This window comes from Pelotalea chapellei, from assembly GCF_018531195.1.
GTDB lineage: Bacteria > Desulfobacterota > Desulfuromonadia > Geobacterales > Pseudopelobacteraceae > Pelotalea > Pelotalea chapellei.
On record NZ_JAHDYS010000001.1, the window covers coordinates 115,433 to 139,842 of the forward strand.

The following is a 24,410-nucleotide window of genomic DNA, read 5'->3' on the forward strand; positions in this document are numbered from 1 at the left end:
AGTAAAAATGGACCATGACCTCATACTACTCGGCCACGGAAGCGGCGGCAGATTGTCCCACCAGTTGCTGGATGAGCTGATCATCCCCTCGCTCTCGGGCATTTCGGTTGCAGGTCAAAACGATGCGGCTGTAATTGCGCATGATAGCGGGCGGCTGGCCTTTACAACCGATTCATATGTAGTTGATCCGATCTTTTTTCCTGGAGGGAATATCGGCGATCTGGCAGTGAACGGCACAGTAAACGATCTGGCCATGATGGGGGCCACACCTCGCTACATAAGCGTTGGACTTATTATTGAAGAGGGTTTCAGCAAAAAAGAGCTTGCGGTGATACTCTCTGCCATGCGTGAAGCAGCAGACCTGGCTGGAGTACAGATAGTCACCGGCGACACCAAAGTTGTTCCCAAAGGCAAAGCGGACCGAATTTTCATCAATACATCCGGCATCGGCCTGTTTGACCATGACTTGCGCATCAACGGCTGTGCCGCGCGACCGGGCGATAAAATCATTATCAATGGCACAATCGGCGACCATGGCATCTGCGTCCTTGCAACACGGGAGGGGTTGGATCTGCAGACGGTGATAGAAAGCGACACTGCCGCACTGAATGGCCTGGTTACGGAACTCTTGAAGGAGGGAGAGGCGCTGCATGTGCTGCGTGATCCGACCCGCGGCGGCGTGGCGACTACCTTGAAGGAGATTGCTGTCCAGTCAGGAGTTACGATCAAGTTGCAAGAGGCAGACTTGCCGTTAAAGGACGCGGTCAAGGGAGTCTGTGCAATCCTGGGGCTGGACCCGCTCCACGTTGCCAATGAAGGGAAGCTTCTGGCCATAGTTGCACCGGAAGCTGCAGAACGCGTGCTGGAGCGGATGCGAAATCATCCTTGCGGCGTGGATGCAGCCATTATCGGTGAAGTCACACAGGTCTCCGCCGGAGCGGTGCAGATGGAAACCACCATCGGCGGCCTGCGGGCCATTGATATGCTGTCGGGCGAGCAGTTGCCGCGTATTTGCTGAAAACTGTGGGACCGGTTTTTCTAAATTCCAGACCAATTCACCCGCATTAAAAAGACCCGCCAGTTTTCTACAGCGGGTCAGATCATAGCTCGTAAACTCCAAAATCTTCCAATCAAATTCGATTTCCTGTGAAGATATTACGGCTGAGCGTCGGCGAGTCTTCGCGATGCGGCTTCAACCGCGGTACGCCGCCTCGATTGCAGCGATGTCGATCTTCTTCATCTCCATCATCGCATCAAACGCCCGCTTGGCAGCCGCGGGATCGGGATCGGTTATCGCCTTGGTCAGAACGATCGGAGTAATCTGCCAGGACAGGCCCCACTTGTCCTGGCACCATCCGCAGACATTCTCTTCACCACCGTTGCCGACGATGGCGTTCCAGTAACGATCGGTTTCGGCCTGATCAGCGGTTGCGACCTGAAACGAGAATGACCAGTTGTGCTTGACCTCGGGGCCGCCATTGAGCCCGATGCAGGGAATTCCCATCACCGTAAACTCGACCGTCAACACATCACCTTTCTTTCCGGACGGATAGTCTCCCGGTGCGAGGTGCACCGCGTCGACGGATGAATCGGGAAAAGTCTCGGCGTAAAAGCGCGCCGCCTCCTCTGCGTCGCCATCGTACCAAAGGCAAATCGTATTCTTTGCTTGCTTAGTCATGTCACACCTCCTGGTTTATGGACGTGTTGCTGCTTCATATTAACTCGCATAACGGGTGACGGCAACGGGGAGATTGTCGCTTTATGTCACGCACTAACCTTTGTTTGGAGCTGCCAAGTACGAATGCCCCGTAATGCACCCCCCATTTTGAAGTTCATGTCAGAGTGGCCGAGGCGCAGTGGTGCGGAGTCAAATGTGCCGCCGTGTGGTTGGGATTTGTTGGGGGTTGAGGGAGGAAAGAACTGAATCCGTGCCGATTAATGGACGAGTGCGAGGGGTCAATGCTTGACCGGCCTGTTTGACCCGAACCTCTTTTCCGCTCTGGCATGTGCCTTAGCAGCTTCGACTTCACGATCTTTTGGGTGAGCGGTAGTGACGAGCGACCTGAGTAATCGGGAGGAGGCCGCTTCAATCTCTACGACTGCACGATTGAATACTGCTTCGTTTACTGCGGAAGGCTCGGCAAAACCGGTTATTTTCCGAACAAATTGAAGAGCCGCCGAGTGAATCTCATCGTCAGTTGCTGGTGGATCGAAGTTGTACAGCGTTTTGATGTTCCTGCACACGACAATTACCTCCGTTGTTTATGCTCGTAGGCTTGCATCATATTTCCACTTCTGCTTTAAAGAATGTTTTCGCGTTGCCTGTTATGTAAACCCGTTCACCCGCCAACTCACAATACAACTCCCCGCCCCTCTTTGACAGCTGTGCAGCTTTTAGTTCTGATCGACCCATTTTCTGTTCCCATATCGGCACCAGGGTTGTGTAAGTAGAGCCGGTCACAGGGTCTTCATCAATTCCACTTTGTGGTCCAAAGAATCCGAGTGTCGAAAAACTTTTCACTTAGATTTTTTTTTTGAAAACCATACACAATGACCAGTATTTTAAAATACTTACAAAATTGGCATAACATATGCTTAACGCAACATTAATTTAATTAAAAGGAGAGTCATATGAAAAAAATAGCTCTGACAGCCTTGGCGACAGGATTGCTAATATCGGGTCTGGCGAATAATTCCTTAGCAATCCCACTTTCCTACACGGAATCTTACAATCCAGGAATAAATTATTTAATGAATGCAACCACCACAGGGCAGCATAAAACTCATACTTGGACCTTCGATATCACCGATAATACAGGTTGGAATATTCCTGGCCAGATATTTGGGAATGGTACTATTGCACTGGTAGTTGAGGATGACCGCGGTCCAGGGGATGGTGCCGAAAAAGCCACTTTTACATTTGACACTGGAACCGGATTAACCAATCAGAATATTAATGACCAAGCTTGGAGTGGATTCTTCACAGTGGATGCAAGCGCTTTTGCTGATGGGTTGATTTCAGCGACGCTAACAGCCACCGATGGAGATTTTTATTTTAGAAGCGCTAACCTAAGTGTAAAAAGCAATTATAATACGACAGATACCCAACCTGTACCAGAACCGTCCACTCTGCTCCTTCTTGGTGCCGGCTTAGGCGTGTTATCGTTCTGGGGAAAAAAGAAGAACCGTTGAATCTGTTGAAAAATTTTACACAATAGATGAGGGGCGGCAAAAAGCCGCCCTTTTTTATTAAATAACTCAGCATATTTTCTCCTGGTTATCAAATAAACGTGCTGAGAGATCTTAAAGTCTACAGGAACTTTGTTACGGCTTGATAAGCTTGGACTCAGTGAAGCCGCATGTGGAACATATATATTCCCTTTCCTTTAAACCTAAATCCCAAAAGTTGGGTGTGGCTTTGAAACTGATGCCACATTTAGGGCATCTCTCACCCAATGTAATGAAGAGAGAATGTAGCTCTTCTTTAAAACTGGTATTTTCAGTTCTCGAATCTGAAATCTTCATTTTTGCGTCTGCCGTTCAAGACTTAGCAAAACTCGGAGCCGCATGTTTGTCAAATTTGCCGCTATAGATTCTCCTTTAGACCGATCGCCTCGGCCTGTTCCTTCATCCCCTCGATACAATCGGCAATCAGATCAGCCAGTTCCACCCCCAGCATTGCAGCGCCCCTTTCGATGACCGTGCGATCAGCCCCGGCGGCGAAGGCCTTGTCTTTCCATTTTTTGAGTACGCTCTTTACCGGCAGGTCCAGGATACTTCTGGACGGCCGTACCAGCGCAGCTGCGGCCACCAGACCGGTCAACTCATCAATGGTATAAAGGGTCTTCTCCAAAGGGCTCAGTGGCTCCACGTCGCTGCAAATGTCCCAGCCGTGTGAGACTACGGCGCGAATCGCCTCTTCGGGCCAGCCGTGTTGCCGCAAGATCTCAGGCGCCTTCTTGCAGTGCTCCTCCGGGTGGCGCTCATAATCGATATCATGGACCAAGCCGATCAGTCCCCACTGTTCCTCATCCTCTCCTCGCTTACGGGCCATATAGCGCATGACCGCCTCTACGGCAAGGGCGTGACGTTGCAAGTTATCGCTCGGCACATAGTCGGTCAGCAATTTCCAGGCTTCTTCTCGAGTCGGTGTAGTGGCCATTGATTCTCCTTTGCAGACCCCGGTTTGTAATTGTCAAATCAATCGAGCAGTTCTAACGCACCCCGTCATGCCTGGCGCACAAATGAAAAAGGCCCACTGATTTTTAATAAAATTAGTGGGCCAAAATCAACGAAATTACAATAGACTTCAAATCATCAGGTCAGGTTCCAAATGAACATTTCCCAGATATCTTTGAAACTCTTGCCTATCTCACCCACAACTGTCGGCTCGAAACCGCAGTGCATCATGCATTGGGCGCAACGCGGATCCTTCCCTACCCCGTATTTATCCCAGTCAGTCTTTTCCATCATTTCCTTGAAACTGGAATAATGATCATCGGTTATCAGGTAACAGGGTGCCTTCCAGCCGCGTGGATTGCGGGTCGGGTTACCCCAGGGGGTGCACTCAAGCTTTTTCTCACCTTTGAGGAAACGGAGGTACATGGGAGTTGAAAAGAAGCGGTGCTTTTTGCTCATCTCGTAGACGTCAGCGAATTTGCGCTCGATATCGCGCCGCTCAAGAAACAGCTTTTCGCCGACCGCTTCGTAACCGAATCCGGGAGCTACAAGCAGACCATCGACACCCAACTCTTCCAGATGAGTAAAGAGCATCTCGATTTCAACAAGGTCAGTCTCGTTGAAGATGGTGGTGTTGGTGCAGACACGGAAACCAGCCTGCTTGGCCTTCTTGATTGCTTCCATGCCGATCTTGAAGGCGCCTTTGCGTTCAAGAATGCGGTCGTGAGTTTCTTCCAGGCCGTCCATATGCACATTGAGGGTGAAATTTGGATGCGGCTTCATGTGCTCAAGTGCTTTCTCGAGAAGAATGCCGTTGGTGCAGAGATAGATATGCTTGCCACGATCCAGGATCCCCCTGATGAGGTCAAAGATGTGCGGATACAGGAAGGGCTCTCCGCCGGTGATGGTGACAACCGGTGCCGGACATTCATCGACAGATTTGAGACAATCTTCCAGTGACATCATCTCCTGAATCGTGTCTGCATATTCACGGATACGGCCGCAACCGGAACAGGCAAGATTGCATAGATGGGTCGGTTCAAGCATCAGAACCAAAGGGTATTTTTCTACTTTGTTAAGCTTGTTGCTGACAATGTACTTGGTCAAATCATAGTTGAGGCGAAGCGGAAAACGCATTACTTGTATCCTTTCAATTGCATTTCTTGATGAAAAGCAGACGAATCAGAGGCGTCCGTTTGCAGGATGCTTGTCGTGACCGTTGTGCTTTGTAGTGAAATTTTTGTTTTTTCTGCAACAAGTTTTTGCACGGAAGCTGCAATGCCTTCCGCATCAATGCCCAGATCCTTGCGCAGCTGTGCCTGGGAACCATGCTCTACATAGTAATCCGGAATGCCGAGACGCTTTACCCGCACATCCTGCAGACCGTTGTCGGAAAGCAATTCCAGCACCGCACTGCCAAACCCGCCCTGAAGCGCGTTTTCTTCAACGGTAACGATACAGCCGGTCGTTCGGGCAACAGACAGGATCAATTCCGTATCCAGAGGTTTCACGAAACGGGCGTTGACGACCCCTGCCTTGATTCCCTGTTGTTTCAGGAGTTCCGCTGCCTGCAGCGCCGGATAGACGGTGGAGCCTATAGCCACGATGCAGAGATCATCCCCCTCAAGCAGCAGCTCGCCCTTACCGATCTCAAGTGTCTTCAATTCCGCATCCATTGTCACGCCATAACCGGCTCCGCGGGGGTACCGCAAGGCCATCGGGGCACCTGAGTTAACAGCGGTTGACAGCATGTGGCGCAGCTCGTTTTCATCCTTGGGCGCCATGATCGTAAGACCGGGCAGATGACGAAGGAATGAGTAGTCGAATACGCCATGGTGCGTCGGTCCATCGTCTCCCACCACCCCTGCCCGGTCCATTGCGATGGTTACCGGCAGCTTCTGAAGGCAGATGTCATGAAAAACCTGATCGTATGCACGCTGTAGAAAAGTTGAATAAATGGCTGTGACCGGCCTGAAACCATCAGCAGCAAGTCCTGCGGCAAAGGTCATGGCATGCTGTTCTGCAATGCCCACATCGAAAAAACGGTCAGGAAAACGTTCGGCAAATATGTTGAGGCCGGTACCGTCCGGCATGGCTGCCGTGATTCCGACAACTTGTGGATCCTGCTCCGCCAGCTGCACGATGGTTTCGCCGAACACATCGGTATATGATTTGACCGCAGGTTTGGGAGCACCCTTGCCAGTGGCTATGTCAAAAGCACCCACACCATGATACTTGTGCGGAGTCTCCTCGGCAGGTTTGTATCCCTTGCCCTTGGTGGTCATGACATGCACGAGCAATGGCCCATCCAGCTCGTTGATGTTGTTGAAGACCTCTACCAGCTGCTCCAGGTTATGCCCTTCCAAAGGCCCCAGGTAATCAAACCCAAGCGCTTCGAACAGCGATCCCGGGGTAAGAAAACCTTTCAAAGAGTTTTCGGCACGCCGGGCAAAGTGAAGGATATCGGTGCCGATTGCAGGAATGTTGAGCAACAGCCCCTGCATCTCCTTCTTCAGGTCCCTGAAATAACGTCCGGTCAGCTTTCGTGAAATGAACGAGGAAAAAGCACCCACGTTTTTGGAGATGGACATCTCGTTGTCATTAAGGATGACGATCAGATTCTTCTTGAGATGACCGGCCTGATTGAGTGCCTCAAAGGCCATTCCGCCCGTCAGGGAGCCGTCACCGATCACTGCAATGGCATGATTCCTTGTTCCGGCAAGGCTGGCCGCTGCGGCCATACCAAGACCTGCCGAAATTGAGGTGGAGGAGTGCCCTACGCCAAAAGCATCATGTTCCGATTCAGACCGTTTGGGGAACCCGGAAAGACCTTTGTACTGACGCTGGGTGTTGAAGCGATCGCGCCTGCCGGTCAAAATCTTATGAGTGTAGGCCTGATGCCCAACATCCCAGATAATCTTGTCGTTCGGGGAGTCGAAACAGTAATGCAGGGCGATGCTCAGTTCTACCGTCCCCAGATTGGAACCAAGATGCCCGCCGGTCTCCGAGACAGTCTGCAGGAGAAAGTGGCGGATTTCTTCGGCCAGGGCCGGCAGCTGCTCCGGCTTCAGCTTTTTCAGGTCAGCCGGCGAATCTATGTGTGAAAGATAGGTGTACATGATCGTGTCTCCAAGGAATAAGTGGGATACTGTAGCATAGAAGCAGTCGACTACGCACCACTAAATCCTTATAAATCCCCAAATAGGCTGCTAAAAGCCAGGTTTTCTCCGCGCCTTGGCGTCTTAATCGAGAGAACGATTGAAATATCTTCCTCAAAGACGCTAAGAGACAGATGGCCTTTATAGAAAACCAAAAAGCTTAGATTTCCTTCGCGCCTTGGCTCTTAAGCGCAGCGAGCGAGAGAGTAATTAAAAAACTTGCCTCACGCGAAGCCGCAAAGACGCTAAGAGAAGCAATTCTTAAAAAAAGGAAAACTAGTGCTTTCGAGCATAACCATGTGCCTGAAACCAGGCCACAGCTCTGCTCAGCGCATCTTTCACGGCTGTTTGCGGCAGGCCGAGCTCTCTCACCCCTTTAGACGAGTCGAAGAACATGAACTTTGCAGCCATCTGAACCCCTGCCAGCGGGATCAGCGGCTCTTTGCGGGTAATTTTCGAAATTGCTTCGTTGACATAGGCAGCCAGCAGAATCGGAGTATATGGCAGCCGGACTTTCGGGGCAGCCAAACCGGTAATCTGCTCGAGCAGGCCGAAAATATCCTGCAGCGTTAAATTACTGTTACCAAGAATATACTTTTCGCCAGCACGCCCTTTCTGCTCGGCCAGGATATGACCGCGGGCACAGTCTTCAACCGCTATGATGTTGAGGCCGGTGTTGAGATAGGCTGGCATCTTGCGGTTAAGGAAATCAACAATGATCTTACCGGTAGGAGTTGGTTTGATATCCAGCGGACCAATCGGCGTGGAGGGATTAACGATCACCAGGGGTAGACCCTTCTGGAAAAACTTTTCCGCCTCGCGTTCCGCCAGGAACTTGCTCTTTTTATAGTGCCCGACCATGTCCGCCAGGGAAACCGGGGTATCTTCCCTGCCTGGTGTGCCATCACCGCGGTTACCTAGGGTCCCGACACTGCTGGTGTACACCACTTTTGCAAGGCTGTTTTCTAAAGCAGCATTTAAAATGGCAGAAGTGCCCTCAACATTGATACGGTACATTTCTGCAGGGTTACGCGTCCAGAGGCGGTAATCGGCCGCTGCGTGATAGAGCACATCACAGCCGGCCAACCCCTTCATCAAGGTGTCCGGCTCACACAAGTCACCTTTCCAGGTTTCAACATCCAGACCGGCCAGATTGGAAGTGTCGGCGCCGGGGCGCACCAGGACGCGCACCTCGCGGCCATCCTTCAAAAGTTCTCTCACAATGCTGGCACCCAAAAAACCTGTGGCACCGGTGACAAACGTTTTCAAAAGTGTGTAACTCCTCTTATGAAACCTTTTAAACCTTATCTGCTGCAGAAAATAGGAGAAGCCCCGGATTGTGGCAAACACGGGGCTTCCAACCAATCAGTGCCAGATTTATCTACTGTTTCTGCTTAGCCTCGCCTCCGGTCAAACGCCGGTATTTACCCAAAGCGGTCAATGGGAAACAGTTGCGGTAAATGTGATACTTGATCATGAAAAATTTGGGGAAGCCGGTTCCGGTGAAAGCATCTTCGTCCCAGGTGCCATCCTGCTTCTGGTGTGACAGCAGATAATCAATTCCACGGGCAGCGGCTTGAGAGTTAACTTCACCGGCGGCAATGAGCGCCAGAAGTGCCCAGGCAGTCTGCGAGGCTGTGCTCGGGCCGCTTCCCATCAGCGAGCGGTCGAAGTAGGATTCGCACACTTCGCCCCAGCCGCCATCAATATTCTGTTTGGACTTGAACCAGTTAACCGCTTTTTTGATGTACGGCAGGGTCATGTCTTCACCGATAGCTTCAAGTCCGCACAAAACAGACCAGCTGCCGTAAATGTAGTTGACACCCCAGCGCCCCCACCAGGGTCCTTCTGGCTCCTGCTCTTTTTTTATGAATTCGAGCGCCCGCACTGCGATGGGATTATTTTTGGAATAATTGAAATTGCCCATCAGTTCAAGCATGCGGCCGGTCAGGTCAGCCGTGGGAGGATCGATCAACGCCTCCAGATCCGCGAAAGGGATCTTGTTAAGCATATGTTTTGTGTTGTCTTTGTCGAAAGCTCCCCACCCGCCGTTTTGACTCTGCATGCCCAGACACCAGGCGATGCCGCGCTTGATGGCCTGCTCCTTGTGCTTGCTGTCGGTCGCCTTGATGTTTTTTATGGCCATGATTACGAAGCCGGAATCATCAACATCCGGATACCAATCATTGAGGAATTCAAAGGCCCATCCACCTGGTTCCAGCTCCGGAGATTTAACCTGCCAGTCACCTTTGCGCCGCACCTCAAGATCGAGGAGCCATTTGGCAGCTTTGACCAGGGCCGGATGATCCGTCGGCACACCTGCTTCCTGCATGGCCACCAGTGCAAGTGCAGTATCCCATACGGGAGATACACACGATTGCAGCACGATGCTCTCTTCATCCTCGATGCAGAAGTTGGCCAGCGCTTCCAACCCCTTGGCAATGGCAGGATGATCATTGGCATAGCCCAGACAGTGCAGCGCCAGGATCGAGTTGAGCATGGCCGGTTGAATCCCGCCCCAGTCGCCGGTCGATTCCTGATGTTCCAGAATCCACTGCTCGGTGGTCGCGATTGCTTTTTTCTTGAATGGTCGAATCGGGCTAGATTCATATACCTTGAGAAGATGATCGACACCGATGAAAAAGTTTTTCAGGGTGAAAATGCCATCTTCCTTTGTAAAGGTGTAATCGATTGGACGTGGCGGACGAAGGTAGAGTTCCTGAACTCGTGCCCAGGGAGGCACTTTGCAGACCGGGCGTTCAGCCATCACCAGTGAGAGTGGAATAATGGTAGCGCGCGCCCAGCTCGAAAACTCATAGACATTCAGATAAGCCCAATCGGGCAGAAGCATGAGTTCAACCGGCATTGACGGCACGCCAAGCCAGGAAAACTCACCGAACATAGCCAGGAAGATCTTGGTAAATACCCTGCTTTTGAGGATGCCACCATTGGCAAGGATGAATTCCCTGGCTTTGACCATTGCCTCATGTTCAGCAGGATACCCGGCCAGCTTCAGGGCAAAATACGCCTCGATGGTGGTTGAGAGATCCCCGGGACCATTGTACCAGAGCGTCCAGAAACCCTCGGCAGTCTGCTTACTCAGAATATAGTTGGCCAGCTTGCGTTCGCGCACCTTGTCAACCATGCCCAAAAAGTGAAAGAGCATGATGTATTCGGCGGTGATGGTGACGTTGGATTCGAGCTCCGCCCACCAGTAGCCACCAGGCAACTGTTCGCGAAAAAAGAAATCCCGGCTACGTTCAATAGCTTGGTCCAAAGGATTATTGGCCTCACCAACCATCCTTTTCCAAATGGAAGGCGGCAGGTGATGCACTTTGGATGATGCTTTCGGGGATATATCGAGGACCGGTGCTGCCGTCTCTATATTAAAGGACGTTAAAGATGTGGAAATTTGGTATTTACCTGGATTCATTCACAAAGCTCCTGAAGAGTCGCATCGCGACGGCACTGTGATTGCATGACTTACAAATGATCGTTGATAGCATGAAAAATATAAAATGTATATTACTTTCCCATACCAAAATGCCAGAACACTGCACCAGAAGCCGGCCTTCATGGCTTTTCACATCCACAATTGAGCTTTGCCTGCAAGAACTGCTATGTTATACATAGTCGCTTATGAAATCTGTTTCAAGGAGAGAGGTATAACAATGTTAACAGGAAAACAGAAGCGTCACCTGCGGGCTCTCGGCCACAGTCTCAAGCCGCTGATCCTGATAGGCAAAAAGGAAATCGAGGAGGCACTGGTTGCAGAAACCGTTGCTGCCCTTGATTTTCATGAATTGGTCAAGGTGAAGCTTCTGGAAAGCTGCATGCTGGACAAACACGAAGCATCAACCATGCTGGCCGAGGCCTGCAATGCTGAGGTAGCCCAGGTTGTGGGCAAAACATTCCTGCTGTATCGTCCTGCTACGACTCCGGTAATTACGTTGCCTAAAAACGATACTTCCACCAAAGGCAAACAGTCATGACCGTGGGTGCCGTACTCTTTGACCTGGATGGCACTCTGGTCGACTCCCTTGATGACCTCACTGATGCGGTCAACTATACTCGGAGCCAGTTTGGCATGGCGGCACTGGCCACGACTGAGGTGCGCCGAATGATCGGTAAAGGTTCACGTAACCTGGTACAGCAAGCTTTACAAACCGATTGTGAAGCAGAGATCAAGCAAGGGCTGCAGTTTTTCGAAGCGTTCAACACCGCTCACATCGCAGACAAGAGCAAGCTTTACCCCGGTATCCGCGAGGTACTCGATCAACTGGATGAGCTGGCCATTCCACTGGCCATTGTCTCCAACAAGAATGAATCGCTCAGCCGCCTGATTCTTGAGGCCCTTGATATTAAGAGATATTTTCGCTCCATTAGCGGAGGCGATACATATCCTGAGCGAAAACCTTCGCCACTTCCGCTGATGCGGGTCATTCAGGACATGGGTGTCACCCCAGACGAAACGCTCATGGTGGGAGACAGCATCAACGATATTCTGGCCGGCAGACAGGCAGGAATTGCCACTATCGGCTGCACGTGGGGTTACGGTGGACCTGATGAACTGCTGCAGGCAGACCATATGGCAGCATCCTCCCGTGATGTGGCTGACATCGTTTTAGCCAGCTTTTAATCTCCCATTGGCATGGAATACAAAACAATGACAGGCTGGACCGGAAACATACTCCGTATTAACCTCACGGAGCACACCGCAGAACGCGAGGAAATCCCCCCACAACTGTTGGAAGAGTATTTGGGCGGCCGAGGTCTGGGAGTGCGCCTGATGCGCGACTACTTCCGGATCGACCCACTAGATCCCGCCATGCCGCTGATTTTTGCCGTTGGCCCGCTGTGTGGAACACCAGCCCCCACTTCAGCACGACTGGCGGTTGTCTCCCGTTCACCGCTCACCGGCACCATCTATGATTGTTCTGCAGGAGGTCGTTTTGCCTGGCGATTAAAGGCAACCGGCGTGGATGTGCTATTCATCACCGGCAGAAGCCCGGAACCAGTGGCCCTGTCAATCACGCCGGATCTGATTGAGTTCCTGCCTGCCTCCCATTTATGGGGCAGCGATATCCCCACTACTGTAGCCTCTCTCAAAGAGCGCGGCAGTGTGGCTGCCATCGGTCCAGCCGGCGAAAACGGCGTCCTGTTTGCAAACATCATGATGGGTGAAGGTAATTCCGTGGGCCGCGGCGGACTTGGCGCAGTGATGGGGGCAAAAAATCTGAAGGCCGTTGTAGTAAACGGTGATCGTCAGACAGCGATTGCAGATCCGCAGCTCTTGAATAAAGCCCGCCAGGATGTGATGCGTCTCTTCAAGGCCTCCCCGATTATCTTTGGTCCCCTGGGCATTGCCGAATTCGGTACACCTGTGCTGGTGGACCTGCTGGCCCAGCGCCGCATGGCACCCACGGACAATTTTCGTACAACCTTCTTCGAGCATTCCGCCAATTACTCAGGTCCAGCCATAAAAGAGGCCTGCCAGGCAAAAAAGGAAGGCTGCTACGGCTGCCCGATCCAGTGCAAAAAATCTGCGCCCGACGGGACCCATCTCCCTGAGTATGAAACCGTCTCACACTTCGGCGGCTTGAACCGGGTACATGATTTAACCGCCATCATCCGGTCTAATCAACTCTGCAACATCCTGGGAATGGATACCATTTCAGCAGCAGCCACTCTCTCGGCCTGGGGTGAAATTCGGGGCAGTTTTCCAACTGCTGATGAGATACCGGGCCTGCTGGAAGAAATGGCCCTGGCTAGAGGCCATGGAGAACTGCTGGCGCTCGGTTCTCGACGTATGGCGGAGCAATTGGGGCATGGTGAGCTCTCTATGACCGTCAAATCCCTGGAACTGCCGGCATATGATCCACGGGGTGCCTACGGCATGGCCTTGGCCTACTGCACCAGTAACCGCGGCGGCTGCCATCTGCGTGCCTACCCCATTTCCCACGAAATCCTGCGCAAACCGGTACCCACCGACCGTTTCTCCTTTTCCGGAAAAGCACGCATCATCACCATAGCCGAAGACAGCAACGCTGCAGTGGATTCGCTCGTGGCCTGCAAGTTCTCTTTCCTCGGCGCAAGCCTTGAAGAATATGCAGAACTGCTGACCGCCACCACCGGCATTCATTACTCGCCTCAGCGGCTGAAGGAGATCGGCAGAAACATTTGTCTGACCGAACGATTCTATAACTGCGCCAACGGGTTTTCCCGCACGGCCGACATCCTGCCTGAACGGTTCTTCAGCGAAGAAGGCAGCAGTGGTGACGGCATTGACGTCCACCCGATCAACAGGGAACGCTTCAATGAGGAGCTGGATAAGTATTACCGGATCCGCGGCCTGAACAGCGATGGCTGCTTCGAAGATAACGATTTTCTGAATCATCTGCCATGAAATGGCTTCCGTGGCAGAAGAATAAAACTGATGTTGATCCAGCACCGACAACTAACAAGAGTGTCGGCATTCTGGGGGAAGAAATAGCCGCCAACTTCCTGATCGCCCGCGGGCATGGGATCCTTGAGCGAAATTTTCGCTGCAAGGGGGGAGAGGTGGACATAATCGCCAGGGAAGCTGGGACCGGCTGTCTGCTGTTCGTGGAGGTCAAAACTCGTCGAGACCTTTCCTATGGAGTTCCGCAACTTGCAGTCAATGCTTTCAAGCAGCGCCAGATATCCAAAGCCGCACTGACCTGGCTTACAAAAAAACGGCTGCATGACTGCAATGCCCGCTTTGACGTGATCGCCATTCTTTTGTCGGCTGATGGTCTGCATAAAGTTGAACATATCACCAACGCTTTTGAGCTGGCTTTTTAATTACTGTCCTTGCAGCTCTTTTATTCCAAACAAAAGGAGCAACCATGCCCGATTTTACGGCTGTTCTTGCCCAGATAAAACCCAAACTCGGTTGCGTCGCCGACAACCTTGCACTGATCGAAGAGCGCATACAACAGGCGATTATCCAAAAGGCTGAGCTGGTCATTTTCCCCGAGCTTGCATTGACCGGTTATTTCCTGAAAGACCTGGTGCCCGAAGTGGCGCTGCGGCTCGATTCACCTGAAATTCTGCGGCTGACGGAGCTGTCCAGCCAGATTTCCATCGCCTTCGGTTTTGTCGAGGTGACCGATGACTACCGCTTCTTCAACTCCGCTCTCTACCTGGAAGATGGCAATATCAAACACCTGCACCGCAAGGTATATCTCCCCACCTATGGCCTGTTTGACGAGCAGCGCTATCTGGCTCGCGGTGAACGGTTCCGGGCGTTCGATACGAAATTCGGCCGCATGGGTATGTTGATCTGCGAGGACATGTGGCACCTCTCTTCTTCCTACATTCTGGCCATGGACGGCGCCGCAACCCTGCTTTGTCTTTCCAGCAGTCCCAGTCGGGGCATTGAGGGAGAATCTCTCGGTTCAGCCACAGCCTGGCAAAAACTTACCACCACCACCGCCATGTTCCTCAACTGTCGGGTCTTTTACTGCAATCGGGTCGGCTACGAAGATGGCATCAACTTCTGGGGCGGTTCCGAGTACATCTCTCCAGCGGGAGAATCAGTGGTGCGCGCCGGCCTGATGGTTGAAGACAATGTGACCATAACGGTGGATGAAGGTGCCTTGCGTAGAGAGAGGATATTTTCTCCCATGCTGCGTGATGAGAATTTGTTTGTGACAGTACAGGAACTTAAGCGCATCGAACGCGAAAGGAGCCAGTGATGGCTGGATTAACTGCAAACACGACATTACTTCGGCAGATACTGGTTGGATTTGTGCGCGATGAGGTGCACAAGGTTGGAATCAGGAAAGCGGTCTTGGGCCTGTCAGGCGGAATTGACTCGGCACTGGTGGCGTTTATTGCTGCCGAGGCCTTGGGCCCGAAGAACGTGCATGCGATCTGTATGCCCTACAAGAGCAGTAATCCGGAAAGCGAGGTACATGCCCGCCTGGTTGCAGAAGCCTGTGGCATCGATTTCACGGTTATCCCGATCACACCGATGGTGGACGCCTACTTCGATAATTTCCCCAGTGCCGATAACATGAGACGGGGCAACAAAATGGCCAGGGAACGGATGACCATACTTTTCGATCACTCTGCCTTGCTTTCGGCTCTGGTGCTCGGAACCAGCAACAAGACCGAACTCCTCTTGGGGTATGGGACCTTATACGGCGACATGGCTAGCGCCTTGAATCCAATCGGTGACCTGTACAAAACCCAGGTCTGGCAACTTTCCGCAGAAATGGGCGTCCCCTCTGCCGTCATAGAAAAAAAGCCCTCTGCAGACCTGTGGGCCGGTCAGACCGATGAAGAAGAACTGGGCTTCACCTATAATCAGGTGGATGAACTGTTAGGCCGCATGGTAGACCAGCGTCTGAGCAGGGATGAACTGATCAAGGCTGGATTCAATCCGGAATTTGTCGATACTGTTTATGGGAAGATACAAAATTCACACTTCAAACGGCGGCTGCCGGTGATTGCCAAAGTTTCCAACCGTACCATTGATCGAGATTTCCGCTATTCCCGCGATTGGGGAAAATAACATGAAAAACAGCAACGCAACGCTTGTCTACTCATCAGAGACAGGCCGCATATCGACTGACCAAAAAACCAGCCAGAAGCAGACCACAATCAATAGGAATAACCCAACCGACGGAACAGTCAGGCTGCAACGACAAACCAAAGGGCGTGGAGGCGGTATTGTTATTGTGATTACCGGACTTCCTCTCGGAGTGGATGAACTGAAAGATTTGGCCGGAGCGCTAAAAAAGCGCTGCGGATGCGGCGGTACAATTAAAGATGGTATTATCGAGATCCAGGGAGACCATCGTGAAACCCTGCTGCAGGAACTTCAGCAACGCGGTTTCCGTGTAAAATTGAGTGGCGGGTGACACCGTCAGCATCTGTTGCCCCACGTATACGCACCAGGTTAAAAATATTGCAGTATAATTGTTGACGAAACGACCTGCGGCGTGATATTGATTTGAACTTTGATTGTCCCTGCTTTAAGAAAAAGCTTCAGTAGGTGTTTCACAGAAAGTTTTTACATTTGCGAGAGTGGCGGAATTGGCAGACGCACCAGACTTAGGATCTGGCACCGTAAGGTATAGGAGTTCAAGTCTCCTCTCTCGCACCACATTATCCTTCCTTTTTTTACATATACCCGAATCAGCATTATACTTTAAATCGAAAGGCCACTTCCATGCAGGTTACTGTTGAAGCAATCAATCCGGTTACTAAGAAAGTTTTCATAGAAATCCCCTCCGAGCAGGTGGATGCTGAAATCGAAAAAACCTACGCCAATATCCAGAAAAAAGCCAAGCTCCAGGGATTCCGTCCCGGCAAAGCTCCCATGCAACTTGTCAAACGCACCTATAGCGACGCAATGCGTGACCAGGTCATGCGGCGTTTTTACGAGCAGACTCTCTTTAAAGCACTTGATGAACATAAAATTGAACCGATCGATTCCCCTACTATTGAGAGCGATATACTTGAGCCAGGCTCACCTTTCAAATACAGTGCCCTTGTAGAAGTTATGCCGGAAGTACAGATCACTGACTACACCGGCCTGGAAGTAACCAGAGAAAAGTACAAGTTCAACCCGGAAAACATTGAGGGCGAACTTAAGCGCATGCAGGAAAACATGGCACAGCTCGTGCCGGTTGATGAAAGCGCTGCCGTGGAAAACGGACACAAAGTAACCATCGATTACATGTTCTCTGTTGAAGGCTTCCCCGAGGAAACCTCCAACGAAGAGAATGCTGAAATCGAAGTAGGGGCCAATAAGTTGATGCCCGGTTTTGAAGAGCAGCTGGTCGGCATGAAATACGGCGAAACAAAGGATATTACCGTAACCTTACCCGAAGGTTACCGTACTTCCGAAGCAGCAGGCAAAGATGGGGTTTTTAAAGTAACTATTAAAGATATTAAACGCAAAGAATTGCCTGAGCTCAATGACGAATTCGCCCAACAGTTTGGCGAATACGGTACAATGAAGGAACTTCGTGAGAAAATGTCCGAGTACCACCAGAAACAGGAAATGGAGCGTATTGAAAACGAGCAGAAAGAGCGCGTTATCCAAGCCCTGATCGAAAAGAATCCCTTGGAAGTCCCTCAATCAATGGTCAAGCGCCAGCTCGACCACATGCTGGAGAACTTAAAAAATCGACTCAAGAGTCAGCATATGTCCATTGAAATGATGGGCTTAGACGATGAGGGTTTCCGTCAGCGTTTCCGTGAATCTGCAGAGAACAAAGTTAAAGGCGGGCTCCTGTTGATGGCTTTGGTTGAAAAGGAAAATATCAGCGTGACTGATGAAGACCTGGAGCAGCGCTACGAGCAGATCTCCGGTGGAAACGCAGATATGCTCGGTCGCATTAAGGAATACTACGGTACCAACCGCAGTAATAAAAACAACCTGATTTCTGAAATCAAGGAAGACAAAGCCATCAGCCTCCTGCTTGAAAAAGCTGTCGTCACTGAGGTTGATTCTATCGAACGGAAGTCTGAGCAGGAGTAGCACGCAAGGAAAGGGCATCATGTACATACCCATTGTAGTAGAGCAAACCGGCCGCGGAGAACGCGCCTTTGACATATATTCACGTTTGCTCAAGGAAAGGATTATTTTCCTGGGCGGTGGTATTGATGATCAAGTAGCCAATCTTATCATTGCCCAGCTGTTGTTTCTTGAGGCGGAGGATCCAGACAAGGATATTCATCTTTATATAAATTCGCCTGGAGGAGTTGTTACTTCCGGCATGGCAATTTTTGATACAATGCGCTACATCAAAGCACCAGTCTCTACCATCTGCGTCGGACAGGCTGCGTCTATGGGAGCTTTTCTGCTGGCTGCCGGCGAAAAGGGAAAACGTTTCAGCCTCACCCACTCCCGTATTATGATTCATCAGCCATTGGGCGGTTTCCAGGGCCAGGCTACAGATATTCATATACATGCAAAAGAGATTCTGCGCATGAAAGATGAATTAAATGCCATCTTGTCTGAAATGACAGGACAGAATGTGGAAAAGATCGCGGCTGACACAGAACGTGATTATTTTCTTTCCGCCGAAGATGCTAAGGAATATGGTTTAATAGACGCTATTGTTACCAGGAAAACAGGTACCGGAGGGACACCATGAGCCGACGGGATACCACTCAGGAAAACTTGACTTGCTCATTCTGCGGCAAGAGCCAGGATGAGGTAAAAAAACTGATCGCAGGGCCAGCAGTCTACATTTGTGATGAGTGCATCGAACTCTGTAATGATATCATTGCAGAAGAAATGAAGATGGAAGAAACACTTGGACCCGATCTAAAAAAACTGCCGAAGCCGCGAGAAATCAAGGATGTTCTGGACGAATATGTTATCGGCCAGGACAGGGCCAAAAAAGTGCTCTCGGTGGCAGTCTACAATCATTACAAACGCATTGAATCAGTCCTGAAACCAGGCGATGTAGAGATGCAAAAAAGCAACATCCTCCTTTTGGGGCCAACCGGTTCGGGAAAAACACTGTTGGCCCAGACTCTGGCTCGCATCCTCAAAGTTCCTTTTGCCATGGTGGATGCTACTAATCTGACTGAGGCCGGCTATGTAGGCGAGGATGTAGAGAACATTATTCTGAGCCTGCTGCAAGCAGCAGATTACGATGTGGAACGGGCTCAAAAAGGCATCATCTACATCGATGAAATCGACAAGATTGCCCGCAAGAGTGAATCACCTTCATTAACTCGAGACGTCTCAGGTGAAGGTGTCCAACAGGCCCTTCTAAAGATAATTGAAGGAACCGTGGCTAGCATTCCTCCCAAAGGAGGTAGAAAACATCCTCAGCAAGAATTCATGAAGGTGGATACCACCAACATTCTTTTTATCTGCGGGGGAGCTTTCGCAGGGCTGGACAGTGTAATCCAGCAGCGCGTTGGCATGAAAAGCCTTGGCTTTGGTGCGGACGTTAAAAAACGTTCTGAAAAGAAACTGGGAGAATTGCTGAATAATGTTACTCCGGACGACCTATTAAAATATGGCTACATCCCGGAATTCATTGGCAGGTTGCCCATGTTGGCTACTCTCACTGAACTTGATGAAGATGCCATGGTACAGATCCTCAAGGAACCGAAAAACTCCCTGGTCAAACAGTATCAGAAGTTGTTCGACCTGGAAAATGTTCGCCTGCGCTTCACAGACGGCTCACTAGTCGCAATTGCGAAAGAGGCACTTAAACGCAATACTGGTGCTCGTGGACTTCGCTCTATACTTGAAAATTCAATGCTTGACATCATGTACGAAGTCCCTTCACAACCAAGTGTAAAGGAAGTTGTAATTAGTGAAGATGTCATTTATCACAAAGAAAAACCGATTGTTGTTTATGAACAACAAATAAGCGATGCCGCATAATATGGCGCGAATCGTTATTTTCTAAATTTTGGCTTAAGAACAACAAATTAAACAGTAAAAAGCCTCTAACAGCCCATGAATTGTACGTTTGCGAGAATTTTTTCTTGACAGCCTTCTGATAAATCTGGTAAACACTTTGTCGCCTTGTAAACATACAAAATTTCAGGAGGTGTACTGTGACAAAAGCGGAACTGATTAGCGCAGTAGCAGAGCAGTCCGGGCTGAAAAAGGTAGAAGCAGAAAAAGCTGTGTCGGCCTTTATTGCTTCTGTAACTTCAGCTCTCCAAAAGGGCGATAAACTGAGCTTGGTCGGCTTCGGCACCTTCTGTACAGCAACACGTGCTGCACGCAAAGGGCAGAACCCTCAGACAGGCAAAAAGATCAACATTCCCGCAGCGACCGTGCCTAAATTCAAACCCGGTAAAACACTGAAAGACACCGTCAACGCAACAAAAAAATAGTAATCTAACCGTATGCATGTATTGCGGGGTTGTAGCTCAGTCGGTTAGAGTGCCAGCCTGTCACGCTGGAAGTCGCGGGTTCGAGCCCCGTCAACCCCGCCATTAAATACGGGCGAATAGCTCAGCTGCGAGAGCGCCAGCCTTACAAGCTGGATGTCGGCGGTTCGATCCCGTCTTCGCCCACCAAACAACAAAGACTTGACCTCTGAGGGGTCAGGTCTTTTTTGTTTTGTACTCTGCATCGCACTGCTCACTTTCGCCTGTTTAGACCGGTTAAACAAAAAAGGAGGAAGCCTTAGGCTCTCTCCTTTTTCTGTCTAACAGTTTTCTTCTGTCAAGGAAGATCTATTGAACAATTATTGCATAAAAGCTGTATAAAGTGCTGAGGTAGATCCTCATACCTCTCTGGGTGATCTTTGGATAGCCTAAGCAGCAGATCCAGGATGCTGGTTCCGGTGAGACAGTACTCGAATTCCTCTTTCTCTATATCACAGCGGAAATTCATGAGGACCTCCTCTATGGATTATTAGCATTATTATTGGTCAGCATGGGATTCCGAAATGATATTAAAACAATTATTTCGGATCCCTTTAGGTCTATATTTTTTAATGGTGCCCTTATAGGTGACATAATGTAGTGTGTCAAGATATATTTAAAATTAATTAATAAATAGATTATTCAACTATAACCCCAGGCCAATCTTTCCTGAGTCCATGCTTTTTCATCAGATCATAAAATGTCGGCCGGCTGACTCCTAATTCTTCTGCTGCTTTTTGTATGTTGTCTGCATTTCGCTCAATAGCAGCCTCAATCATCTCAATCTCAACACGACTGCGTGCTTCACGCAGAGAATAGATTCCAGATGGTATTTGCTGTGGCAGCTCTTCCGATTCCTGGTCGGAGCCCAGGTCAGCAGGGGTAATAGTAGATCCTTCGCACATGATAATTGCGCGCTGCATACGATTACGCAACTCCCGTACATTTCCAGGCCAGGAATATGATTTGAGATAGGCTACCGCGGATGCGCTGAAGCGGCGCACACGTTTCTTGTACTCCTCGCTGAACAGCCTGAGAAAGTAATGTGCCAAGAGCAGGATATCATCGCCTCGTTCCCGCAATGGGGGCAGATGCAGAGAGATCACACTTACCCGGTAAAAAAGATCCTCGCGAAATTTTCCCTCACTGATTGCTTTAGAAACATCGATATTAGTGGCACATACCGTACGGGTATCTACAGCAATATCTTCACGTCCCCCCACTCGCTGAATGATGCCTTCCTGAAGGAAACGGAGCAGTTTTACTTGCAGATTGACCGGCAGTTCACCGATCTCGTCCAGGAACAGCGTGCCTTTGTGAGCAAATTGTAGTTTGCCCTGCACTGTGGAATGTGCGCCAGTAAAGGCTCCCTTCTCATGGCCGAAAAACTCTGACTCCAGAAGGTTCTCCGGTATGGCACCACAATTGATCGGAATGAAAGGCTGTTTCTTACGAAGACTGGTATCGTGAATCGCTCGAGCAACTAATTCTTTGCCGGTACCACTTTCACCAGTTATAAACACAGGCACATCGGAAACAGCCACCTTCCTGATAGTGCTGAAAACAGTCAGCATCTCCTGACACTGCCCTATTATCCCTCCCATTCCTCCCGGGTTTGCCTGAAGGGATTTCTGCAGGATGCGGTTCTGTTCCTCGATATTCGCAAGATGAACAGCACGAGCAATGATTACTTTGAGTTCGCTGATGACCGGGGGTTTTGCATAAAAATCATACGCCCCCATATCTATAGCTTTCAGTGCATTTTCACGTTCACTGTTGCCGGTCAGCATGATCACTTTGACATGAGGATTAAGATCCGTCAGCTCAGAAAGACAACGAAAACCTTCTACCGAGCTGTGTTCATGAGGCGGCAGTCCCAAATCAAGAATCACGACAACTGGCTGGTGCTTTTTAAAAAGGCTTATCCCTTCGTTGACACTCTCTGCCAAAACAACCGAATAAACATCAGCCAACCCCCATTTCAGCTGCTGGCGAATGTCCTGACTATCATCAATGATTAGAATCTTGTCCATAAGTTGCTCCCAATATTTCAAAGCCTGTTTTTCGTCAACGGTAATAACTGTGATTCACGACTACTCTATTTCATTCACTCCTGGCAGCCATACCGTAAAAACGCTTCCCTGCCCTTCCAAGCTACTTACTTCAATCTTGCCATTATGAGCTTCAATTATCTGCCGGCACTGGTAGAGCCCGATTCCCAACCCTTGCTGCTTGGTGGTACTGAAAGGTTTAAAAAGCTCAGTGCGTATAAATTGGGGCGACATTCCACAGCCGTGATCGGTGATTTTGAGAAAGGGCATGCCCTTCCTACCGATCTCTACCTGCAACCGCTCTTCAGTTCCTGATGCCTCAAATCCATTAATCAGCAGATTCATGACCACCTTCTGTATTTCAGCCTCATCAACACGGCATTGCACTGATACGCCGACAATATCGATTTCTGCTTTGCCCAGCATGGTAGCGGTACGCTTTACCATTTCCAGGAGATCAACTGTCTGCAGATTTAATAGTTCCCGCTCCCCCAAATTTTTTAGGTGCGCGATCAGACTCTGCATCTTACTTGCTGTGTTGCCCAGAGAAGCCAACATGTCTTGCTGAAAATCGGGATTATGAAGGTGTCGGGAGGCATTTTCAACAATCAGTGAAATATTGGAGGCCAGATTTTTCAGATCATGGACAACAAAAGTCGCCACCTTTCCGATAGCCTCTACTTCACGTGCCTGAGTTATCTGCTCGGAAAGTCGCTGATGAAGGATGGCCAGCGAAGCTTGCCGCGCGATTGTCTTCATCAGGTCGTAATCCTCATAGATAAAGGTTTCATCCGGCTTGATCACCTTGCCGAGCACAATAAATCCTTCAACAAGTTCACCATCAAAAAGAGGAATCACCATGGAAATGGTGTTGGCATCAAAAAAAGCACTATTCTCGGCCATAATTTCCGGATTTTTTTCCTTAACACTTACGACCCAGGCACGCTCTTCCATAAATTTTATCAGACTGTTCTCTGGGAGGATGACATCATGAATTGGCTCCATCTCACAGGCTGCTGCCATACAGTAGCCCCCTTGATTTTCATCTTTGAGGAACATGGCTGCCCCCGAAATCCCGAAGATCTCGCAATAGGCTGATAGAATGCGCTGCAACAACTGTTCACCTGAACTGGAAGAGGACAACTGCTCAGTAAAGCGAAGCCATTCAGTACGGTAGTCATACTTGTTCTGGTAGAAATTCTTGTGCAATACAACCTTCACCTCACGCCGCACCCGTTCAGAAAGGAGCAAAACCAGTATTACAATTCCTCCCAGAAAGGCAAAGGTGATAGCAACGGTGCTTGGGAAATGAACGCCAAAATACTTCATCCCCTCACCCAGTGCTCCAATCATCACCAGGTAGCCGCCTACCGCCAGCAGTACAACAGATTTATAGGCTGTTTGGCGAGAGACCTGGATACGTACCTTTCCCCGCCTGAAGATGTGCGAATACCAAATCATTGCAGCTGCAAGAATGAACAAACACGAGCGGAGCAGCGTAAAGTTCATGTTCAGTGTCCGGTAGAGCAGGGCCTGACTGTAATAGAAAACCTGCACCGCAAGCATCGTTCCGAGCCCGATCACATCAAACTTCACCTTCCAAAGCGCTTCGGGCGAAGCATTGGCCAGGGTAGTCTCCAGGTTGACCAAGGCTATAACCAGACAGATAGTGATCCCGATATAAAAGTAAAATCCTGGAGTGTTGAGAAACAGCAACTGTTCCTGAGGGAAATCAGGCGCATAGATGAATTCATTAAGAGGAAGAGAAAATATAGCTACGAGGAACAGGCAGGTCAGCGAGATTCCGCACCACAACAGCTTGCCGATCCGCCATGGCCCCTGCTGGCGTGCATATGTCAGACTTGCAAGAAGCCATGCTGGCGGCAACAGGGCTTCGCCCAGCAATGACCAGTTCTTCCAGACCATTCCACCTGGCACAAGACCGAGTGCAAACAGGTCAAAAAGTTCAATCAGAGCTGTCACCAGCAAAGCGGTGCCAAGATAGGCACATGCAAGTGAGCGATCCCGCAAAAACACAAGAACGGCTATGGTGAAAAGTGCCAGAACGGCTATAAGGGGAACTACATTTAAAAGCATTTATGATACCGTTGGGGTGAGTGACAACCCTGATCGA

Annotated in this window: 22 protein-coding genes, 3 tRNA genes and 1 pseudogene; 16 read left to right on the top strand and 10 right to left on the bottom strand. The window is 50.1% G+C overall.

Annotated elements, in window-relative coordinates; translation table 11 throughout:
• Positions 1 to 7: 7 nt before the first annotated feature.
• Entirely contained in the window at positions 8 to 1,018 is a 1,011-nt protein-coding gene (gene hypE, locus KJB30_RS00530) for a hydrogenase expression/formation protein HypE (RefSeq protein ID WP_214295974.1), read from the top strand.
• A 174-nt stretch (positions 1,019 to 1,192) separates the two neighbouring features.
• Here hypE and KJB30_RS00535 read toward each other — a convergent pair whose 3' ends face one another.
• From KJB30_RS00535 to KJB30_RS18325, 3 genes are all read right to left on the bottom strand, one after another.
• Entirely contained in the window at positions 1,193 to 1,678 is a 486-nt protein-coding gene (locus tag KJB30_RS00535) for a VOC family protein (protein ID WP_214295975.1), read from the bottom strand.
• Between the two features lie 278 nt (positions 1,679 to 1,956).
• Positions 1,957 to 2,244 (bottom strand): DUF2277 domain-containing protein, encoded by a 288-nt coding sequence (locus tag KJB30_RS00540; RefSeq protein WP_214295976.1) that lies wholly within the window; start codon positions 2,242 to 2,244, stop codon positions 1,957 to 1,959.
• Positions 2,245 to 2,281: 37 nt separating this feature from the next.
• Positions 2,282 to 2,521 (bottom strand): PhzF family phenazine biosynthesis protein, encoded by a 240-nt coding sequence (locus KJB30_RS18325; protein WP_214295977.1) that lies wholly within the window; start codon positions 2,519 to 2,521, stop codon positions 2,282 to 2,284.
• Between the two features lie 110 nt (positions 2,522 to 2,631).
• Here KJB30_RS18325 and KJB30_RS00550 point away from each other — a divergent pair, with 110 nt between their 5' ends.
• Entirely contained in the window at positions 2,632 to 3,192 is a 561-nt protein-coding gene (locus KJB30_RS00550) for a PEP-CTERM sorting domain-containing protein (protein WP_214295978.1), read from the top strand.
• 394 nt (positions 3,193 to 3,586) lie between these two features.
• Here KJB30_RS00550 and KJB30_RS00555 read toward each other — a convergent pair whose 3' ends face one another.
• From KJB30_RS00555 to shc, 5 genes and pseudogenes are all read right to left on the bottom strand, one after another.
• Positions 3,587 to 4,162 (bottom strand): HDIG domain-containing metalloprotein, encoded by a 576-nt coding sequence (locus KJB30_RS00555; protein ID WP_214295979.1) that lies wholly within the window; start codon positions 4,160 to 4,162, stop codon positions 3,587 to 3,589.
• Positions 4,163 to 4,317: 155 nt separating this feature from the next.
• The gene (gene hpnH / locus KJB30_RS00560) at positions 4,318 to 5,316 is read right to left on the bottom strand and encodes an adenosyl-hopene transferase HpnH (protein WP_214295980.1); all 999 of its coding nucleotides are present in this window, start codon (positions 5,314 to 5,316) and stop codon (positions 4,318 to 4,320) included.
• A 107-nt stretch (positions 5,317 to 5,423) separates the two neighbouring features.
• Positions 5,424 to 7,298 (bottom strand): annotated as a pseudogene (gene dxs / locus KJB30_RS00565) (1-deoxy-D-xylulose-5-phosphate synthase); the annotation flags it as partial.
• 315 nt (positions 7,299 to 7,613) lie between these two features.
• Positions 7,614 to 8,606, bottom strand: a complete 993-nt coding sequence (gene hpnA, locus KJB30_RS00570; protein WP_214295982.1) for a hopanoid-associated sugar epimerase — start codon at positions 8,604 to 8,606, stop codon at positions 7,614 to 7,616.
• A gap of 112 nt (positions 8,607 to 8,718) precedes the next feature.
• Positions 8,719 to 10,770, bottom strand: a complete 2,052-nt coding sequence (gene shc, locus KJB30_RS00575; RefSeq protein WP_214295983.1) for a squalene--hopene cyclase — start codon at positions 10,768 to 10,770, stop codon at positions 8,719 to 8,721.
• 238 nt (positions 10,771 to 11,008) lie between these two features.
• Here shc and yhbY point away from each other — a divergent pair, with 238 nt between their 5' ends.
• The 14 genes from yhbY to KJB30_RS00645 all read left to right on the top strand — a co-directional run bounded on the left by yhbY (position 11,009) and on the right by KJB30_RS00645 (position 20,375).
• The gene (gene yhbY / locus KJB30_RS00580) at positions 11,009 to 11,329 is read left to right on the top strand and encodes a ribosome assembly RNA-binding protein YhbY (RefSeq protein WP_214295984.1); all 321 of its coding nucleotides are present in this window, start codon (positions 11,009 to 11,011) and stop codon (positions 11,327 to 11,329) included.
• The gene (locus KJB30_RS00585) at positions 11,326 to 11,976 is read left to right on the top strand and encodes an HAD family hydrolase (RefSeq protein ID WP_214295985.1); all 651 of its coding nucleotides are present in this window, start codon (positions 11,326 to 11,328) and stop codon (positions 11,974 to 11,976) included. The genes yhbY and KJB30_RS00585 overlap by 4 nt, the downstream gene beginning before the upstream one ends.
• Positions 11,977 to 12,003: 27 nt before the next feature.
• Positions 12,004 to 13,743, top strand: coding sequence for an aldehyde ferredoxin oxidoreductase family protein (locus tag KJB30_RS00590; protein ID WP_214295986.1), 1,740 nt, complete (start codon positions 12,004 to 12,006; stop codon positions 13,741 to 13,743).
• Positions 13,740 to 14,162, top strand: coding sequence for a YraN family protein (locus KJB30_RS00595; RefSeq protein WP_214295987.1), 423 nt, complete (start codon positions 13,740 to 13,742; stop codon positions 14,160 to 14,162). The genes KJB30_RS00590 and KJB30_RS00595 overlap by 4 nt, the downstream gene beginning before the upstream one ends.
• 44 nt (positions 14,163 to 14,206) lie before the next feature.
• Entirely contained in the window at positions 14,207 to 15,058 is an 852-nt protein-coding gene (locus tag KJB30_RS00600) for a nitrilase-related carbon-nitrogen hydrolase (RefSeq protein WP_214295988.1), read from the top strand.
• Positions 15,058 to 15,879 (top strand): NAD+ synthase, encoded by an 822-nt coding sequence (locus KJB30_RS00605; protein WP_214295989.1) that lies wholly within the window; start codon positions 15,058 to 15,060, stop codon positions 15,877 to 15,879. The genes KJB30_RS00600 and KJB30_RS00605 overlap by 1 nt, the downstream gene beginning before the upstream one ends.
• Before the next feature lies 1 nt (position 15,880).
• Positions 15,881 to 16,228: a translation initiation factor gene (locus KJB30_RS00610; protein ID WP_214295990.1), complete on the top strand. Its 348-nt coding sequence runs from the start codon at positions 15,881 to 15,883 to the stop codon at positions 16,226 to 16,228.
• A gap of 160 nt (positions 16,229 to 16,388) precedes the next feature.
• A tRNA-Leu gene (locus tag KJB30_RS00615) sits at positions 16,389 to 16,473 on the top strand.
• Between the two features lie 66 nt (positions 16,474 to 16,539).
• On the top strand, positions 16,540 to 17,856 hold the full coding sequence (tig, locus tag KJB30_RS00620) for a trigger factor (protein ID WP_214295991.1): 1,317 nt from the start codon (positions 16,540 to 16,542) through the stop codon (positions 17,854 to 17,856).
• 19 nt (positions 17,857 to 17,875) lie between these two features.
• A complete protein-coding gene (clpP, locus tag KJB30_RS00625; RefSeq protein WP_214295992.1) occupies positions 17,876 to 18,475 on the top strand; it encodes an ATP-dependent Clp endopeptidase proteolytic subunit ClpP in 600 nt (199 codons plus the stop codon).
• Complete coding sequence (clpX, locus tag KJB30_RS00630; RefSeq protein ID WP_214295993.1) at positions 18,472 to 19,728, top strand: ATP-dependent Clp protease ATP-binding subunit ClpX; 1,257 nt, start codon at positions 18,472 to 18,474, stop codon at positions 19,726 to 19,728. Before clpP ends, clpX begins: the two co-directional genes overlap by 4 nt.
• Before the next feature lie 152 nt (positions 19,729 to 19,880).
• Positions 19,881 to 20,189, top strand: a complete 309-nt coding sequence (locus KJB30_RS00635; RefSeq protein WP_367618906.1) for an HU family DNA-binding protein — start codon at positions 19,881 to 19,883, stop codon at positions 20,187 to 20,189.
• A 25-nt stretch (positions 20,190 to 20,214) separates the two neighbouring features.
• A tRNA-Asp gene (locus KJB30_RS00640) sits at positions 20,215 to 20,291 on the top strand.
• A gap of 8 nt (positions 20,292 to 20,299) precedes the next feature.
• A tRNA-Val gene (locus tag KJB30_RS00645) sits at positions 20,300 to 20,375 on the top strand.
• A 488-nt stretch (positions 20,376 to 20,863) separates the two neighbouring features.
• Here KJB30_RS00645 and prsR read toward each other — a convergent pair.
• Together prsR and prsK are read right to left on the bottom strand one after the other, a co-directional pair.
• A complete protein-coding gene (gene prsR / locus KJB30_RS00650) occupies positions 20,864 to 22,258 on the bottom strand; it encodes a PEP-CTERM-box response regulator transcription factor (RefSeq protein WP_214295995.1) in 1,395 nt (464 codons plus the stop codon).
• 60 nt (positions 22,259 to 22,318) lie between these two features.
• Entirely contained in the window at positions 22,319 to 24,373 is a 2,055-nt protein-coding gene (gene prsK / locus KJB30_RS00655; protein ID WP_214295996.1) for an XrtA/PEP-CTERM system histidine kinase PrsK, read from the bottom strand.
• Positions 24,374 to 24,410 lie beyond the last annotated feature (37 nt).

Excerpts from the sequence above, each read along its gene's own strand:
- KJB30_RS00595 (WP_214295987.1), top strand. The coding sequence starts at position 13,740 with ATGAAATGGCTTCCGTGGCAGAAGAATAAAACTGATGTTGATCCAGCA.
- clpX (WP_214295993.1), top strand. The coding sequence starts at position 18,472 with ATGAGCCGACGGGATACCACTCAGGAAAACTTGACTTGCTCATTCTGC.
- hypE (WP_214295974.1), top strand. The coding sequence starts at position 8 with ATGGACCATGACCTCATACTACTCGGCCACGGAAGCGGCGGCAGATTG.
- KJB30_RS00555 (WP_214295979.1), bottom strand. The coding sequence starts at position 4,162 with ATGGCCACTACACCGACTCGAGAAGAAGCCTGGAAATTGCTGACCGAC.
- KJB30_RS00610 (WP_214295990.1), top strand. The coding sequence starts at position 15,881 with ATGAAAAACAGCAACGCAACGCTTGTCTACTCATCAGAGACAGGCCGC.
- hpnH (WP_214295980.1), bottom strand. The coding sequence starts at position 5,316 with ATGCGTTTTCCGCTTCGCCTCAACTATGATTTGACCAAGTACATTGTC.
- clpP (WP_214295992.1), top strand. The coding sequence starts at position 17,876 with ATGTACATACCCATTGTAGTAGAGCAAACCGGCCGCGGAGAACGCGCC.
- prsR (WP_214295995.1), bottom strand. The coding sequence starts at position 22,258 with ATGGACAAGATTCTAATCATTGATGATAGTCAGGACATTCGCCAGCAG.
- tig (WP_214295991.1), top strand. The coding sequence starts at position 16,540 with ATGCAGGTTACTGTTGAAGCAATCAATCCGGTTACTAAGAAAGTTTTC.
- KJB30_RS00585 (WP_214295985.1), top strand. The coding sequence starts at position 11,326 with ATGACCGTGGGTGCCGTACTCTTTGACCTGGATGGCACTCTGGTCGAC.
- KJB30_RS00600 (WP_214295988.1), top strand. The coding sequence starts at position 14,207 with ATGCCCGATTTTACGGCTGTTCTTGCCCAGATAAAACCCAAACTCGGT.
- KJB30_RS00550 (WP_214295978.1), top strand. The coding sequence starts at position 2,632 with ATGAAAAAAATAGCTCTGACAGCCTTGGCGACAGGATTGCTAATATCG.
- yhbY (WP_214295984.1), top strand. The coding sequence starts at position 11,009 with ATGTTAACAGGAAAACAGAAGCGTCACCTGCGGGCTCTCGGCCACAGT.
- KJB30_RS00590 (WP_214295986.1), top strand. The coding sequence starts at position 12,004 with ATGACAGGCTGGACCGGAAACATACTCCGTATTAACCTCACGGAGCAC.
- KJB30_RS00535 (WP_214295975.1), bottom strand. The coding sequence starts at position 1,678 with ATGACTAAGCAAGCAAAGAATACGATTTGCCTTTGGTACGATGGCGAC.
- KJB30_RS00605 (WP_214295989.1), top strand. The coding sequence starts at position 15,058 with ATGGCTGGATTAACTGCAAACACGACATTACTTCGGCAGATACTGGTT.
- prsK (WP_214295996.1), bottom strand. The coding sequence starts at position 24,373 with ATGCTTTTAAATGTAGTTCCCCTTATAGCCGTTCTGGCACTTTTCACC.
- shc (WP_214295983.1), bottom strand. The coding sequence starts at position 10,770 with ATGAATCCAGGTAAATACCAAATTTCCACATCTTTAACGTCCTTTAAT.